We start from the raw sequence: 14,506 nt of genomic DNA on the forward strand, positions 1-14,506 counted from the left end.
ATTTGGAAGCCGGCGCCTCCCGCCCGTGCATGGGCGAGAGGCGCCGGCAAGATGGCCCTTGCGCCGGTTACGGCAGCAGCCGTTCTTCCTTGGCCGGAAGGAACGAGGCGTCGAAAATGTCGGCCGGACCGACATTGCCCTTCAGGCCCATGGAGATCTTCAGTGCCTCGATGGAGCTTGCGAGCTTGCCCTCGTCGATCCCACCGAAGCCGTTCTCCTTGACGTAGGGCGTGTTGATGTTCATGGCGTTCGCCATTTCGAGGCGCTCGACCTCGATCTCCTTGATCAGCACCTCGTTGCGCTTCATCACCGCCTCCGCGCCCGCCGTGGGGTCGGCGACCGCATCGGCGAAGCCCTTGGCGATCGCCCTGAGGAAGCCCTTCACCGCGTCGGGATTCTCGGCGGCGAAATCGGTGTTGACGAGGATCGAATTGCCGTAGAGGTCGAGGCCGTTCTCGGCCATCAGGATGGTCGAGATGTCGTCGGCGGGAACGCCCTGCGACTTGAGATTGAGAACGCTGGAGAAGGCGAAGCCGAAGATGCCGTCGACCTGGCCCTGGGCCAGCATCGGCTCGCGGACGGGGAAGCCGACGCTCTCGATCGTGACCTTGGTCTCGTCGATACCGGCGGCCGGCACGAAGGCCTTCCACTGTGCGAAGGCGCCGTCAGGCGGCGGCGCCCCCAGCTTCCTGCCTTCCAGTGATTTCGGATCATCGGTCACGCCGAGGCTCTTGCGTCCGATGATCGAGAACGGCGGACGCTCATAGACGACCATCACCGCCCTGACCTTCTGGGACTTGTCCTCGTCGAGGAACTTGATCAGCGAATTGATGTCGCCGAAACCCATCTGGTAGGCGCCTGTGGCGACGCGCGGGATCGCCTCGACCGAGCCGTTGCCGGTGTCGATGGTGACGTTGAGGCCTTCGTCGTTGAAGTAGCCCTTGTCCTGCGCGAGGAAGAAGCCCGCAGCCGGTCCCTCGAACTTCCAGTCGAGCGTGAACTTGACGTCGGTCTCGGCGAACGTCGGCGCGACCGCCCCGCCGAAAATGCCGCCGGCAAGCGCGGTCGCGGCGGCCAGCGAGAAAAGCCTTCTGGTAATCATGTAAAAATACTCCCTGCCCTCTCAATCTTCCTTCATGAAGCAGAGGCGCGCCGCCCTTGGCAAGTGTTTTTGCACAAGCGTTCAGCATTTTTGTGCAGTGCACATTTTTACGTCAGGCCTCGCCCAAAAAGCGGGCGAGCGACGATATTGACCGGAGGCTCGGGATGGCTTCAATCTGCCCGCAAACGGGGGGACAGGCAATGGCGTTCGACACACAAACCGAATTGATCTCGCCGACCGGAGCCACGCTGCGACTCTATATCAGCCATGCCGAGGACGCGCGCGGGGTCATGCACGTCAATCATGGGCTTGCCGAGCATGCGGCGCGCTATGCGCGCTTCGCCGATTTCCTGGCCGGACGCGGCTTTCACGTCTACGCGCACGACCATCGCGGCCACGGCCATACCCGCGCACCCGACGCGCCGCTCGGCAGGTTCGGGCGCGAGCGGCAGGTCGATCTCGTGCTTGCCGACGTGCTTGCCGTGCATGAACGCATCGCTGCCGACCATGGCGGCCTGCCGGTGATCCTTTTCGGGCATTCCATGGGCGGCCTGATCGCGCTGAACTTCGCCCTGCGCCATTCCGACCGCATCGCGGGTGCCGCGATCTGGAACGCCAACTTCACTGCCGGCCTGCCGGGGCTCGCGGCCAAGGCGCTCCTTGCCTGGGAGCGTTTCCGGCTCGGCTCCGACGTGCCTTCGCGACTCCTGCCGCGCCTGACCTTCCAGGCGTGGGGAAGACAGATCCCCGGCGCAACCACCGATTTCGACTGGCTTTCCCGCGACAAGAAGGAAGTCGCCAGATATGTCGCCGACCCGTTGTGCGGCTGGGACGCGTCCGTCGGCATGTGGCAGGCCGTGTTCGACCTGATCTTCGCGGGCGCCGACGACCGCAACTTTGCCGCGATGCGGCGCGACCTGCCGGTAAATCTCGCCGGCGGGGAGAAGGATCCTGCAACCGCTGGTGGAAAGTCGGTGACCGCGCTGGAGAGAAGGATGCGCGCGATGGGTTTTTCGAATCTGGTTTCAAAGGTTTACGCCGAAACCCGCCACGAATCCCTCAACGAGTTGAATCGGAATCTCATCATGGACGAGCTCGCCACCTGGGCCGAAAGCGTAGTTGACTTAAATGGAGCCGGCTCTCTTTAGAATAAATTGAGCATTGCAACCTATACTTTCCGCTACTGATATGGCGCGGATGGGGTTCCAATGTTCTACAAGGTTCTGTCTTGCCTTGCCTATGAGCACGACCACAAATTCCTGCTGGTCGCGACGATCGTCTGCACGATCGGCTCGGTTCTGGCGATGCGCCTCTACGACCGGGCGTTGAATTTTCCCGCGCTCAACAAAATCACATGGGTGGCTCTCGCCGGACTGTTTGGCGGAACCGCGATCTGGACCACCCATTTCGTGGCGATGCTGGGCTTCAACCCGCCGTTCGAGCGCACATACGACCTTCTCCTGACCTCCCTTTCCCTGCTGATCGCCATCGGCTTCAGCGTCGCGGGCTTCTGGCTGGCGGCGTCGGCGAAGTGGAAATACGCGGCACCGGCGGGAGGGCTGGTCATCGGCGTCGGCATCGCCGCGATGCACTACACCGGCATCGCCGGCTATCGGATCGCCGCCCGGATCGAATGGGACCTCGTCGCGGTCGCGACCTCGATCGTCGCCGGCTGCGTCTTCGGCGTGATCGCGCTCGGCATAAGGCCGAAGACGCCCTACACCGGCCTGACGCGCCCCGCGGCCTTCGTCGCCGCCATCTGCAGCATGCATTTCACGGCGATGGGAGCGGCCACTTTCGTTCCCCTGCCGATCGAGATCGGCGCCCGGGATTTCTTCTCCAACGAGCTGATCGCCATGATCATCGTGGCGGTGACCGCCGCGGTGATGGGCATCGGCCTCTATTCGGTCGATGCGCGCTCGCAGCGCGAGATGCTGGAAAACTATCGTCACGCGGCGATGCACGACCCGCTGACCGGCATGCCCAACCGGGCCTCCCTGTCGAACAGGCTGCCGGCGATGCTGTCTCGGGGGCAGGACAAGGCCTGCATCATCGCGATCGACCTCGACCGCTTCAAGGACGTCAACGACGCGCATGGCCATGGCGCGGGTGACGTGCTGCTGCAGGAACTGGCCGGCCGGCTCCGGGCCATGCTCGGGGAAGGCGAGTTCATGGCGCGAGTCGGCGGCGACGAGTTCATCGCCGTGAAGAGCGGGCTTTCATCGTCCGACGACGCGCAGGACTTCGCCAACCGCCTTCTCTCCTGCATCTGCCTGCCTATCGCCCATGGCGACGAGATGCTGTCCGTCGGCGCCAGCCTCGGCATCGGCATGTCTCCCGACAACGGCGCCTCGCCGGACGATCTGGTCAAGGCAGCCGACATGGCGATGTACCGCGCCAAGAAATCGGCGATCCACAATATCTGCTTCTACGACGAGGCCATAGACGGCAACCAGCGCAGCCAGAAGGCGCTGGCGATGGATCTCCGCCACGCGGTCGAGCGCGGCGAGCTCGAGCTTTACTATCAGCCGCAGGTCGACGTCGCGAGCGGCGAAACGATCGGCTACGAGGCGCTGCTGCGCTGGCACCACAGGGAGCGCGGCCTGATCGCGCCGAGCGAGTTCATTCCGATCGCCGAGGAGACTGGATTGATCCTGCCGATCGGCGAATGGGTGCTGCGCGGCGCATGCCGGGAGGTCGCCTCCTGGAATTCGTCCTGCAAGATCGCGGTCAACGTCGCCGCCTCCCAGCTCACCCAGAGCGACCTGCCGCGAATCGTACGCGAAGCGCTCGTGCAGAGCGGCCTGGCGCCCTGGCGCCTGGAGCTTGAGATTACCGAGGCGAGCCTCATCGAGGACCGCGCGCAGGCGCTCCACGTGCTGCGCCAGATCAAGGCGCTCGGCGTCACGCTCGCGATGGACGATTTCGGCACCGGCTATTCGTCGCTGGCGACATTGCAGCTTTTTCCGTTCGACAAGATCAAGATCGACCGTTCCTTCATCAGCGTGGTGACGACCAGCGCGGACTCGCTCGCCATCGTCAAGGCGACGATCCAGCTTGCGCGCTCGCTCAACATTTCCGTGCTGGCCGAAGGCGTCGAGCGCGACGAGCATCTCGAACTCCTCCGGGGTCAGGGCTGCGCCGAGGCCCAGGGCTTCCTGTTCGGGCGCCCCCGGCCCGTCCGCGAACTGCCGTCGGGTGCTGCGCGCGCCCAGCGGGAGGCCGGTGCCGTCGCGGCGGCGATGCTTCCCGCGCTCGCCTCGCGCGCCTGAGGTGATGACCCAGGACGCCGAAATTCCTGCGCCAGGGGCTTGAGCGACACATCGAACCCGTGACACCGGGGCCGCATATTGCTACGCACGGCCAACATGAATGGAGCCGCGTCGAAGCAAATGGCAGCAGAACCGCCGCTGAAAGGTATCCGCGTTATCGAACTCGCCCGCATCCTCGCCGGGCCGTGGGCCGGTCAACTCCTTGCCGATCTCGGCGCTGACGTCATCAAGATCGAGAACCCCGACGGCGGCGACGACACGCGCAAATGGGGGCCTCCCTTCGTCGAGTCGCATGACGGCGAGAACCTTTCCGCCGCCTATTACCACTCGACCAACCGCGGCAAGCGCTCGATCGCGATCGATTTCTCGACCCCTGAAGGCGCCGAGACGGTCAGGCGGCTGGTCGCAACGGCCGATGTGATGATCGAGAATTTCAAGCTCGGCGGCCTCAGGAAATACGGCCTCGACCATGAGAGCCTCAAGAAGATCAACCCTCGCCTCGTCTATTGCTCGGTTACCGGCTTCGGACAGGACGGGCCTTATGCGCCGCGTGCCGGCTACGACTTCATCATCCAGGCCATGGCGGGCATGATGTCGATCACCGGCGAGCCCGGCGGCGAGCCGCAGAAGGCGGGCGTGGCCATTTCCGACATCTTCACCGGCCTCTATTCCGTCATCGCCATACAGGCCGCATTGCGCCACGCGGAGGCCACCGGCGAGGGCCAGTATATCGACATGGCGCTCTACGACACGCAGATCTCCATCCTCGGCAACCAGAACCTCAACTATCTGGTTTCCGGCGTGTCGCCGGTACAGATGGGCAATGCCCACATGAACATCGCGCCCTACGAGGTGGTGCCGGTCAAGGACGGCCACGTCATCCTCGCCGTCGGCAATGACGGCCAGTTCCAGCGCTTCTGCAAGGTCACCGGGCTGGAGCATCTGGCAAGCGACCCGGATTTCGCGACCAATGCCGCGCGCGTCGTCAATCGCGTGCGGCTGCGCGAGCAGATCGTCGAGACCACGCAGAAGTGGGAGCGGGACGCCCTCCTCCCCGAACTGGAAAAGGCCGCGGTGCCCGCGAGCCCGATCAACACGATCGGCCAGATGTTCGCCGACCCGCAGACGATCGCCCGCGGCATGCGGCTCGACCTCGACGACGGCCATGGCAACAAGCTGCCATCGGTGCGCGCGCCGATGGTGATGTCGGGCACGCCGCTCAAATACGAGCGGCCTTCGCCGCGACTGGGCGAGCATACCCGGGAAATCCTCGAGGAACTGGAACGGAGCGGCAAATGAAGACGGGTGGTCAACTGATCGTCGACGCGCTGGAAGCGAACGGCGTCAAGCGCATCTATTCGGTGCCCGGAGAGAGCTATCTGGCGGTGCTCGACGCGCTGCACGATTCCAAGATCGAGAACGTCGTCTGCCGGCAGGAAGGCGGCGCCGCCATGATGGCCGACTGCGAGGGCAGGTTGACCGGCAGGCCCGGCATCTGCTTCGTCACGCGCGGTCCCGGCGCCACCAACGCCTCGGCAGGCATCCACATCGCGCAGCAGGACTCCAATCCGATGATCCTCTTCATCGGGCAGGTCGCGCGCGGCATCAAGGAGCGCGAAGCCTTCCAGGAGGTCGACTACAAGGCCTTCCTCGGCACGATGGCGAAATGGGTGGTCGAGATCGACGATGCGGCACGCGTTCCCGAACTCGTCACCCGCGCCTTCGCGGTGGCGACCTCGGGTCGTCCCGGCCCCGTGGTGGTCGCGCTCCCGGAGGACATGCTGACCGACAAGGTCGAGGCGCCGACACCCCTGCCTTTCACGCCGGTGGAGACGCGGCCCGGCCAACCGGAGATGGAGCGGCTGACGGAACTGCTCAACGGTGCGGAGCGACCGTTCCTCGTGCTGGGCGGCACGCGCTGGACGGAAGACGCGGTGAAACAGGTCTGCGCCGGCATCAGCAACTGGAAGCTGCCGGTCGGCTGCTCGTTCCGCCGCCAGACTTTGTGCGACCAGCTGCACGAGAGCTATGCCGGCGACATCGGCATCGGCGCCAACCCGAAGCTGTCGAACTACATCAAGCAGAGCGACCTCGTCATCCTCGTCGGCTGCCGCTTCGGCGAGATGCCCTCGGCCGACTACACGCTCTTGAAAAGCCCCTACCCCGACCAGAAGCTGGTGCACATCTTCCCCGACCCCGAGGAGCTTGGCCGCGTCTACCGGCCGGAACTGGCGATCAACGCCTCGAACACGGCATTCGCCGAAGCCTTCGCGCGGACCGCGCCGGACGCGACGCCGCGCTGGGCGAACCGCACGGAAGAGCTGCATCAATCCTACCTGGAATGGTCGACGCCGCCCCAGGACGGCCCCGGCGACGTGAAAATGGGCCGCGTGATGGCGTGGCTGGAGGAGAACCTGCCCGAGGACGTCATCGTCACCAACGGCGCCGGCAATTTCGCGACGTGGATGCACCGCTTCCACCGCTATCGCCGCTTCAACGGGCAGGCCGCGCCCACCTCCGGCTCGATGGGCTACGGCGTTCCCGCCGGCGTGGCCGCGAAGGGCATCTTCCCCGAGCGCGAGGTGCTGGTCTGGGCCGGCGACGGCGACTTCATGATGCACGGGCAGGAATTCGCGACCGCCGTGCAATATGACCGCCCGGTGATCGTGGTGATCCTCAACAACGGCATCTTCGGCACGATCCGGATGCATCAGGAGCGCGACTATCCTGGCCGCGTCTCGGGAACCTCGCTGAAGAACCCCGACTTCGCCGCCTACGCCCGCGCCTTCGGCGGCCATGGCGAGACGGTCACGACCACGGAGGAATTCGCCCCCGCCTACGAGCGCGCGCGGGCGAGCGGCAGACCGTCGATCATCGAGGTGAAGCTCGATCCGGAGGCGATCACGCCGACGCGCACGCTGACCGACATCCGCGAAGGACGCTGAAAGCCGCCCTCGTGCTTCGTATCCGCCTCGCACGCATTCGAAACCTGAATGCCGATTGGTCCCGAAGATGCTGACAATCTCGGTCATCATTCCGTGTAAGAATGAAGCCGCGAACTCGGCTATCACGAGCCGAGCCTGGTTTTCCTCACCGACACCGGCACGGCCCTGGTCTCGGCCGGCGAGGCGGCGAGGCTTCCGTCGACAAGCCCGGCCTGCTCCGTGGCGGTCGTCGATCGGGTCGATTTCGAACGTTTCGCCGCCGCCCTGCCGGGCAGATCCCAGGGTCTGACCGAGCTTGGCATGATCGAGGGCATCAATTATCCCAAGGGTGAACCGCGCAAGCTCACCTTCTAACGCGTCGCCGAGTAGGAACCGGAAATGAAAGTGCTCCTCACCGGTGCCGCCGGCTTCATCGGCCATCACGTGGCGCACCGGATGCTCGAACGGGGCGACGAGGTCGTCGGCCTCGACAATATGAGCGATTATTACTCGCCGGCCCTGAAGGCGGCGAGGAACGACCGGCTCGCCCGGTTCGAACGCTTCTCCTTCCTGAAGCTCGACCTTGCCGATCACGCGGCGCTGCAATCGGCCGGCGGACTTTCCGATCTCGATCTGGTCGTCCATCTCGCGGCCCAACCCGGCGTGCGCCATTCGATGGAGAACCCCTTCCCCTATGTCGAGGCGAATGTGATGGGGCAGGTCTCGCTCCTGGAATTTGCCGCCAAGCGCGGCCTGCCGCTCGTCTATGCAAGCTCCTCGTCCGTCTACGGCGCCAACGAGGTCGTCCCCTTCCGCGAGGGCGACAGGGTCGACAGGCCGATTTCGCTCTACGCCGCGACCAAGAGGGCCGGCGAGCTCTTGGCGCATTCCTACCGCCACACGCATGGCCTGCGCGCCGTCGGGCTTCGCTTCTTCACCGTCTATGGCCGCTACGGCCGGCCCGACATGGCGCCGTGGCTCTTCACCGACGCCATCCTTCACGGCAAACCGATAACCGTCTTCAACAATGGCGAGATGGAGCGCGATTTCACGCATGTTTCCGACGTCGCCCGCGGCGTGACTGGCGCCGCCGACCGCATCCTCGCCGCCGCGGGCGAAATGGAGCCGCTCTATAATCTGGGCGACAACCGGTCCGTGCCGCTCATGGACTTCATCGCCCTCGTCGAGAAGGCGGCCGGCCGCAAGGCGAAGATCGAATTCAAGCCGAGACCGCCGGGCGACGTCCCGCGCACCTATGCCGACATCGCCCTTGCCGAATGCGATCTGGGTTTCAAACCGACGGTCGTGCTGGAGGACGGCATCGCCGATTTCGTCGAATGGTTCCGCGAGGAAGCCAACCGCTTCTGAGGTGCTTCACGCCGCGTCGAAATCGAGCACCAGGCGGCCCGAGACCGGCCGCGTCTGACAGGCGAGCGTGAATCCCGCCTCGATCTCCCAGGGCTGCAGCGAATAGTTGACCGCCATCTCGGCCTTACCCTCGACCACGCGGCAGCGGCAGGTGCAGCACATGCCGCCCGCGCAGGAATAGGGCAGCTCCAGCCCGACACGGTGCGCCGCGTCCAGCACGGTCGCATCCGCCTCGCTCATCGGAAATGAACGGCGAACGCCGTCGAGCACGATTTCGACCTCGACCCCCGCCTCGGCGGCCTTCTGAGCCTCCGCCGAGCGCGCGCGCGGTCGCGGCGCATCGCCGGACGGCGTGAAGCGCTCGAAGCGGATGCGGTCCTCCTCGACGCCGAGCGCCTTCAGCGTCGCCGAAACGCCGTCGATCATCTCGCCGGGGCCGCAGAGGAAGATCCCGTCCGCTGAAAGAAGATCGATCAGCCCGCGCGAGGCAAGCTCGGCGACGCGTTCGCCGTCGATGCGGCCGTTGAGCAGTTCCACGTCCTGCGCCTCGCGCGACAGCACATGGACGAGGCTGAGACGGCTCATATGGCGGTCCTTCAGATCCTCCAGCTCCTCGCGGAACATGATCGTATCGGTAGAGCGGTTGCCGTAGATCATCGTGATCGTGCTTTCCGGCTCGTGGCCGAGCACGGTCTTGGCGATCGAAAGCATCGGCGTGATGCCCGATCCGGCGGCAATCAGGATATAGTCGTGCCGCTCACCGGCGAGCGAGGTGAAGCGCCCTTCCGGCGGCATGACGCGGATCGTGTCGCCGACGGCGAGGTGCTCGTTCACGAAGCTGGAGAAACGTCCGTCGGCGACCTTCTTCACGCCGACCTTGAGCGCATCTCCCGGTGCGGAGCAGATAGAATAGGAGCGCCGCGCCTCCTCGCCGTCGATTTCGGCGGCGAGCGTCAGATACTGGCCCGGCCGGAAGGCGAAGGCCTCGCGCAATTTCTCCGGCACCTCGAAGGCGATCGCCACGGCATCCGGCGTCTGCCACGAGATTTCGGTGACTTTCAGGTCGTGGAAACGCGGAGCCATCGCCACCTCAGATGCATTTGAAATAGTCGAACGGCTCGCGGCAGGCCGTGCAGCGATAGAGCGCCTTGCAGGCGGTGGAGCCGAATTCGGAGACGCGCTCGGTCTCGGGCGCGCCGCATTTCGGGCAATCGACCTGGGTCTCGCCGAACAGCGCGCGGATCGAATTCGATGCGGCGGCCGGCGGCGCGATGCCGTATGCGGCAAGCTTTTCGCGCCCTTCCGGCGTGATCCAGTCGGTCGTCCATGGAGGCGACATCACGCGCTCCACCCGTGCCTCGAAACCCTCCTCGCGAAGTGCCGTCTCCACCGCCAGCTCGATCGCCAGCACCGCCGGGCAGCCGGAATAGGTCGGCGTCACCTTGGCCACCGCGACGCCATCGACGATATCCACCGAACGCAAGATACCGAGATCAGCCACCGTGATGCAGGGAATTTCGGGGTCGGGCACGGCGGCTGCCGCGGCGTAGGCGCGGTGGCGCAACGCTTCCTCTTTCCTGTCCGCCGACAGGAAACCACCCCCACCCCTTACCCCTCCCCACAAGGGGGAGGGCCTTGGTGTCCCGCAATTCCCGGGAGCGTTCGTGCCGCGCATCCACGGTCCAGAATCCCCCTCCCCCTTGTGGGGAGGGGGAAGGGGTGGGGGTGCGCAGTCGCCCAGAGCTTCGCGGTCTTCACGCGCAATCGCCATGCCGCTCGGGATGGGAAAACGCTGCAAAGCCGCGCTCACCACACCGCTCCCGGATAGGTGCGCTGCATGTATTGCAGGTCGGCGAGCAGATAACCCATCGCCTCGCCGTGGCGGCCGCCGCGCCCGCCGGTCTGAGGCCATGCCGCTGACGGCATTTCGAGGAAGGCTTCCGCGAAGATGCGCGAGACGGTGGCGTCGAAGGCGGGACGCAGCGAGGCGGGGTCGGGCGCAATGCCGGCGGCAGCCATCGCATCGCTGACCTCGTCGACCTCGAACAGCTCGTCCAGATAGGGCGCGAGCGCCTCCACGGCGGCCTGCATCCGGGCAGCGCTTTCCTCCGTACCGTCGCCCAGCCGGATCACCCATTCGCCGCAATGGCGGATGTGGTAGGCGACCTCCTTGACCGCCTTGGCGGCGATGCCGGAGATCGTCTCGTCCGAGGAAGCCGAAGCCTTTTCCCAGAACGGATGCATGAAGGCGGCGAACCAGAGCTGGCGCAGCATCGTATGCGCGAAATCGCCATTCGGCCGCTCGACCATGAGGCAGTTGAGATACTCACGCTCGCGGCGCAGATAGGCGAGATCGTCCTCGCTGTGGCCCCTGCCCTCGACCTCGCCCGCATACTGGTATAGCACCCTCGCCTGCCCGATCAGGTCGAGCGCGATGTTGGGCATGGCGAGATCCTCCTCCAGCATCGGCGCGTGGCCGCACCATTCCGACAGGCGATGACCAAGGATCAGGTGATCGTCGGCGAGCCGCAGCAGGAAGGTGGCGAGATGGTCGCGCGGGATCGCCATCACATGTGCCCCACGTCATCCGGGATCTTGTAGAAGGTCGGGTGCCGGTAGATCTTCGACATCGCCGGATCGAAATTCTCGTCCTTCAGTTCCGGATCGGAAGCGGTGATGGCCGACGACGGCACCACCCAGATCGAGACGCCCTCGCCGCGCCGCGTGTAGACGTCGCGCGCCGCCTGCAGCGCCATCACCTCGTCGGCGGCGTGCACCGATCCGCAATGCTTGTGCGCCAGTCCGTTGCGCGGGCGGATGAAGACTTCCCAGAGGGGGATTTCGTTCTTCGCCATGATCAAACCTCCATCATCCCCTGCCGCGATCGGCGTCGAGGCCCGGTCCCGGCACCGGATGCAGCGACTGTCCGAAGGCGATGCGGTGGCCATCGGGATCGACCACGTCGAAATCGATGCAGCCGTAATCGTCCGGGAAATGCATCTCGGTGAGCTGCGGCAGGTCGAGCGCGGCGAACTCGTCGCGCAACGCCTTCGCATCGTCGACATAGATGTATGCGGCCCACCACTGATTGAGCGGGATGGGGCCGTCCTGCCGCGCCTTGTCGAGCGCGAGCGTGACGTCGCCCCGCTGGACGATGGCGAAGAGCGGCGGGTCGCCCCACGCGCCATGGCTGGTAAAGCCCAGCCTTTCGTAAAACACCAGCGAGCGCGCCACGTCGCTCACCTGCAGCACCGGCATGGAACGGAGCGTCGCCATCACTCGGCCGCCATCTTCGCCGCCTCGCGGCGGGCCTTGCGCTTTTCGGCGTGCGCAAGCGCGGCCTCGCGCACCCACGCGCCCTCGTCCCACGCCTTGCGGCGGGCTTCGAGGCGTTCCTTGTTCATCGGGCCGCCGCCCTTCACCACGCGCCAGAACTCTTCCCAGTCGATCGGGCCGAAATCGTAATGGCCGCGCGCCTCGTTCCACTTCAGCTCGGGATCGGGAATTGTCAGCCCGAGGAAATCGGCCTGCGGCACCGTCGCGTCGACGAATTGCCTGCGCAGCTCGTCATTTGTGAAGCGCTTGATCTTCCACTTCATCGACTGGTCGCCATGCTGGCTTTCGGAATCGTGCGGGCCGAACATCATCAGCGACGGCCACCACCAGCGGTTCAGCGCGTCCTGCGCCATGTCCTTCTGCCCGGCTGTGCCGGCGGCGAGCGTCATCATGATCTCGTAGCCCTGGCGCTGGTGGAAGCTCTCCTCCTTGCAGACGCGGATCATCGCGCGGGCATAAGGTCCGTAGGAGCAGCGGCAGAGCGGGATCTGGTTCATGATCGCGGCACCGTCCACCAGCCAGCCGATGGCGCCTATATCGGCCCATGTCAGCGTCGGATAGTTGAAGATGGACGAATATTTCGCCTTTCCGGCAAGCAGTTCCTCAGTCATCTCCTCGCGGGAAACACCCAGCGTCTCGGCGGCCGAATAGAGATAGAGGCCGTGGCCGCCCTCGTCCTGCACCTTGGCCAGAAGCGCCGCCTTGCGGCGCAGCGACGGCGCGCGCGTGATCCAGTTGCCCTCCGGCAGCATGCCGACGATTTCGGAATGCGCATGCTGGCCGATCTGGCGGATCAGCGTGCGGCGGTAGCCTTCCGGCATCGGATCGTTCGGCTCGATCTTCTCCTCGGCATCGATGCGCGCCTGGAAGGCGGCAAGGAACGCCTCGTCCTCCGCGGTCTCGGTCTTTGCGCCGATGAGGCCCTGGCTATACATGGCTGCTCCTCCGTGCTCGAATGCCGGTGCATTCGCCGATTTCCAATATGTAACGAAAAATCGGCAGATAATCAATATTTCGTAACATGTTTTGAGGGCAAGGAATGACGGACACGCTCAAGCAGGCGAAAGCCAACCTGACGCGCTTTTTTGCGCCGTGGATCGTCGATCTGGGCCTGGAGGCGGTCGCCTTCGATGCGGCCGGCGGCGATTTCGTGCTGCCGGAAAACCCGCGCCTCGTGCATGGCGGCGGCGTGATCTGCGGCCAGGCGACCGCATCGGCGGCGGACACCGCCAGCGTGGTGACGCTCGCCGCGCTCAACGGTCGCTTCCGCATGTGCACGACCGTCGACCTGACCACCCATTTCATCCGTCCGCTGAAGCCCGGGCCGCTCGACATCCGCGTCGAGGTGCTGTCGAACGGCAGGCGCATGGCCTATACGCGCGTCGAGATGAAGGCCCGGAGCGAGACGAAAGTGGCAGTTACCGCCACCAGCGCCTTCGCCTATCTCGAGGATTGAGCGTCGACCTGCGAAGGCTGTCGGGTCCAGCGGGCCGCCGCTTGCTCGGGGCGGATCTGCGGCGGCAGTCCGGCCGCGTCCAACCATGCCTCGCTTTGAGCCGAAAGATGCCGTGAGATCTCGCGAGCGAGCGCCCGCGCCTCCTCGCCCGGCCAATTCTCCGGCAGTAGCGCGGCCGGCAGGCCCGGATCGCGCAGCACGACGCGGCGCCAGTCGTGAATGACCAGCGTGCGGGCGGCCATCGCGTCGATGCCCCCCAGTTCCTCACCCTCATCCAGCGCCTTCAACAATGGCCGGTGGTTGTCGATGAAGCCCCTATAGGCCTCCTCGACCTCGCCCGAAGGCCAAAGCAGGCGCAGCGCCTCGGGATGTTCCGCGCTCTCGCCATGCACCACCAGCAGGCCGGCGAGTTCCTTGCCCGCCTCGGGCGCGTCCGCGGCCTCGGGCCGCAGATAGACGCCGCCATTGATGCGCACGAAGCCGAGGCTCGTCAGGTCCTGCCAGAGGTCGTCGGCCACCCCGGGCGGCGCGATCGCCACGGTCCAGGTGCCGTCCCATTGCGGCGGCCCCGCCGCATAGATGCGCCGGGTGGCGAGGTCGAACGCATGGCGGCCATTGGCGTTGAGGCTGAAATAGGAGTTGCGGCCCTGCTTTTCGCGCTCCACCCAGCGGTCTGCCGCCAATCGCGACATGGCGGTGCGCAGCGCCCCCGGCTCGACCCGCAGCCGTTCGATGATCTCCTGTAGCACGGCGAGCGGCACCCGCCCGCCGCGCGGCACGACGGCGTCGCCGAAGACGGTGATGACCAGCGACCAGACGCGCAGCCGCCCGCGCTCATGGAGCCGGCCGATCAGGGTTTCGAGGGCCCGGACTGCCGGGTTCTGCTTCGATATCATCGCCGATCAGATGACATGGGAAGGCGCGGTGCCGCAAGCAGCATGCTGTCGGACCTGTCGATCCCCTCACCCGGCTCGCTGCGCGAGCCACCCTCTTGCCAAGCGGAGAGGAGGGCCGGGAAGGCGCGGGGACGATGCAGCTTCCCCCGTCT

General features: G+C 65.6%; 15 protein-coding genes. 6 read left to right on the top strand and 9 right to left on the bottom strand.

Annotated elements, in window-relative coordinates; all coding sequences use genetic code 11:
* Positions 1–67: 67 nt before the first annotated feature.
* Positions 68–1,102, bottom strand: coding sequence for an ABC transporter substrate-binding protein (locus XW59_RS07490; protein WP_047144125.1), 1,035 nt, complete (start codon positions 1,100–1,102; stop codon positions 68–70).
* 200 nt (positions 1,103–1,302) lie between these two features.
* Between XW59_RS07490 and XW59_RS07495 the strand changes: the two genes are divergently transcribed.
* From XW59_RS07495 to XW59_RS07510, 4 genes are all read left to right on the top strand, one after another.
* Positions 1,303–2,250, top strand: a complete 948-nt coding sequence (locus XW59_RS07495) for an alpha/beta hydrolase (protein ID WP_047144124.1) — start codon at positions 1,303–1,305, stop codon at positions 2,248–2,250.
* 60 nt (positions 2,251–2,310) lie between these two features.
* Positions 2,311–4,374, top strand: coding sequence for an EAL domain-containing protein (locus XW59_RS07500; RefSeq protein WP_137326993.1), 2,064 nt, complete (start codon positions 2,311–2,313; stop codon positions 4,372–4,374).
* A gap of 120 nt (positions 4,375–4,494) precedes the next feature.
* Positions 4,495–5,673 carry a CaiB/BaiF CoA-transferase family protein gene (locus XW59_RS07505; protein ID WP_047144506.1) on the top strand — a complete coding sequence of 393 codons (1,179 nt, stop codon included), beginning with the start codon at positions 4,495–4,497 and terminating at the stop codon, positions 5,671–5,673.
* Positions 5,670–7,319 (top strand): thiamine pyrophosphate-binding protein, encoded by a 1,650-nt coding sequence (locus tag XW59_RS07510; protein WP_047144122.1) that lies wholly within the window; start codon positions 5,670–5,672, stop codon positions 7,317–7,319. Before XW59_RS07505 ends, XW59_RS07510 begins: the two co-directional genes overlap by 4 nt.
* 122 nt (positions 7,320–7,441) lie before the next feature.
* On the opposite strand, the gene XW59_RS07515 is transcribed toward XW59_RS07510, so the two are convergent.
* A complete protein-coding gene (locus tag XW59_RS07515; RefSeq protein WP_136068006.1) occupies positions 7,442–7,633 on the bottom strand; it encodes a hypothetical protein in 192 nt (63 codons plus the stop codon).
* 64 nt (positions 7,634–7,697) lie between these two features.
* On the opposite strand from XW59_RS07515, the gene XW59_RS07520 reads away from it, so the two are divergent.
* Positions 7,698–8,666 (top strand): NAD-dependent epimerase/dehydratase family protein, encoded by a 969-nt coding sequence (locus tag XW59_RS07520; protein WP_047144121.1) that lies wholly within the window; start codon positions 7,698–7,700, stop codon positions 8,664–8,666.
* Positions 8,667–8,672: 6 nt separating this feature from the next.
* Here the strand turns inward: XW59_RS07520 and paaE are convergent, their stop codons facing one another.
* The 6 genes from paaE to paaA all read right to left on the bottom strand — a co-directional run bounded on the left by paaE (position 8,673) and on the right by paaA (position 12,937).
* Complete coding sequence (gene paaE / locus XW59_RS07525) at positions 8,673–9,749, bottom strand: 1,2-phenylacetyl-CoA epoxidase subunit PaaE (RefSeq protein WP_047144120.1); 1,077 nt, start codon at positions 9,747–9,749, stop codon at positions 8,673–8,675.
* A gap of 7 nt (positions 9,750–9,756) precedes the next feature.
* Entirely contained in the window at positions 9,757–10,230 is a 474-nt protein-coding gene (gene paaD / locus XW59_RS07530; protein ID WP_246666025.1) for a 1,2-phenylacetyl-CoA epoxidase subunit PaaD, read from the bottom strand.
* Positions 10,231–10,472: 242 nt separating this feature from the next.
* The gene (gene paaC / locus XW59_RS07535) at positions 10,473–11,234 is read right to left on the bottom strand and encodes a 1,2-phenylacetyl-CoA epoxidase subunit PaaC (RefSeq protein ID WP_047144119.1); all 762 of its coding nucleotides are present in this window, start codon (positions 11,232–11,234) and stop codon (positions 10,473–10,475) included.
* Positions 11,234–11,521 (bottom strand): 1,2-phenylacetyl-CoA epoxidase subunit PaaB, encoded by a 288-nt coding sequence (paaB, locus tag XW59_RS07540; protein WP_047144118.1) that lies wholly within the window; start codon positions 11,519–11,521, stop codon positions 11,234–11,236. The genes paaC and paaB overlap by 1 nt, the downstream gene beginning before the upstream one ends.
* 13 nt (positions 11,522–11,534) lie before the next feature.
* The gene (locus tag XW59_RS07545) at positions 11,535–11,942 is read right to left on the bottom strand and encodes a VOC family protein (RefSeq protein ID WP_047144117.1); all 408 of its coding nucleotides are present in this window, start codon (positions 11,940–11,942) and stop codon (positions 11,535–11,537) included.
* On the bottom strand, positions 11,942–12,937 hold the full coding sequence (gene paaA, locus XW59_RS07550; protein WP_047144116.1) for a 1,2-phenylacetyl-CoA epoxidase subunit PaaA: 996 nt from the start codon (positions 12,935–12,937) through the stop codon (positions 11,942–11,944). Before paaA ends, XW59_RS07545 begins: the two co-directional genes overlap by 1 nt.
* Positions 12,938–13,041: 104 nt before the next feature.
* On the opposite strand from paaA, the gene XW59_RS07555 reads away from it, so the two are divergent.
* A complete protein-coding gene (locus XW59_RS07555) occupies positions 13,042–13,458 on the top strand; it encodes a PaaI family thioesterase (RefSeq protein ID WP_047144115.1) in 417 nt (138 codons plus the stop codon).
* On the opposite strand, the gene XW59_RS07560 is transcribed toward XW59_RS07555, so the two are convergent.
* Positions 13,443–14,354 (bottom strand): PaaX family transcriptional regulator C-terminal domain-containing protein, encoded by a 912-nt coding sequence (locus XW59_RS07560; RefSeq protein WP_052958015.1) that lies wholly within the window; start codon positions 14,352–14,354, stop codon positions 13,443–13,445. The genes XW59_RS07555 and XW59_RS07560 overlap by 16 nt on opposite strands.
* Positions 14,355–14,506 lie beyond the last annotated feature (152 nt).

The sequence above is a fragment of the Aquamicrobium sp. LC103 genome (genome assembly GCF_001014615.2).
Classification (GTDB): Bacteria; Pseudomonadota; Alphaproteobacteria; order Rhizobiales; family Rhizobiaceae; genus LBCQ02.

Bases quoted from the DNA above. Each gene is read 5' to 3' on its own strand.
- XW59_RS07555 (WP_047144115.1), top strand. From the start codon at position 13,042: ATGACGGACACGCTCAAGCAGGCGAAAGCCAACCTGACGCGCTTTTTT.
- paaE (WP_047144120.1), bottom strand. From the start codon at position 9,749: ATGGCTCCGCGTTTCCACGACCTGAAAGTCACCGAAATCTCGTGGCAG.
- XW59_RS07515 (WP_136068006.1), bottom strand. From the start codon at position 7,633: ATGCCCTCGATCATGCCAAGCTCGGTCAGACCCTGGGATCTGCCCGGC.
- XW59_RS07560 (WP_052958015.1), bottom strand. From the start codon at position 14,354: ATGATATCGAAGCAGAACCCGGCAGTCCGGGCCCTCGAAACCCTGATC.
- XW59_RS07490 (WP_047144125.1), bottom strand. From the start codon at position 1,102: ATGATTACCAGAAGGCTTTTCTCGCTGGCCGCCGCGACCGCGCTTGCC.
- paaC (WP_047144119.1), bottom strand. From the start codon at position 11,234: ATGGCGATCCCGCGCGACCATCTCGCCACCTTCCTGCTGCGGCTCGCC.
- XW59_RS07495 (WP_047144124.1), top strand. From the start codon at position 1,303: ATGGCGTTCGACACACAAACCGAATTGATCTCGCCGACCGGAGCCACG.
- XW59_RS07505 (WP_047144506.1), top strand. From the start codon at position 4,495: ATGGCAGCAGAACCGCCGCTGAAAGGTATCCGCGTTATCGAACTCGCC.
- XW59_RS07520 (WP_047144121.1), top strand. From the start codon at position 7,698: ATGAAAGTGCTCCTCACCGGTGCCGCCGGCTTCATCGGCCATCACGTG.
- paaB (WP_047144118.1), bottom strand. From the start codon at position 11,521: ATGGCGAAGAACGAAATCCCCCTCTGGGAAGTCTTCATCCGCCCGCGC.
- paaA (WP_047144116.1), bottom strand. From the start codon at position 12,937: ATGTATAGCCAGGGCCTCATCGGCGCAAAGACCGAGACCGCGGAGGAC.
- XW59_RS07510 (WP_047144122.1), top strand. From the start codon at position 5,670: ATGAAGACGGGTGGTCAACTGATCGTCGACGCGCTGGAAGCGAACGGC.
- XW59_RS07545 (WP_047144117.1), bottom strand. From the start codon at position 11,942: ATGGCGACGCTCCGTTCCATGCCGGTGCTGCAGGTGAGCGACGTGGCG.
- XW59_RS07500 (WP_137326993.1), top strand. From the start codon at position 2,311: ATGTTCTACAAGGTTCTGTCTTGCCTTGCCTATGAGCACGACCACAAA.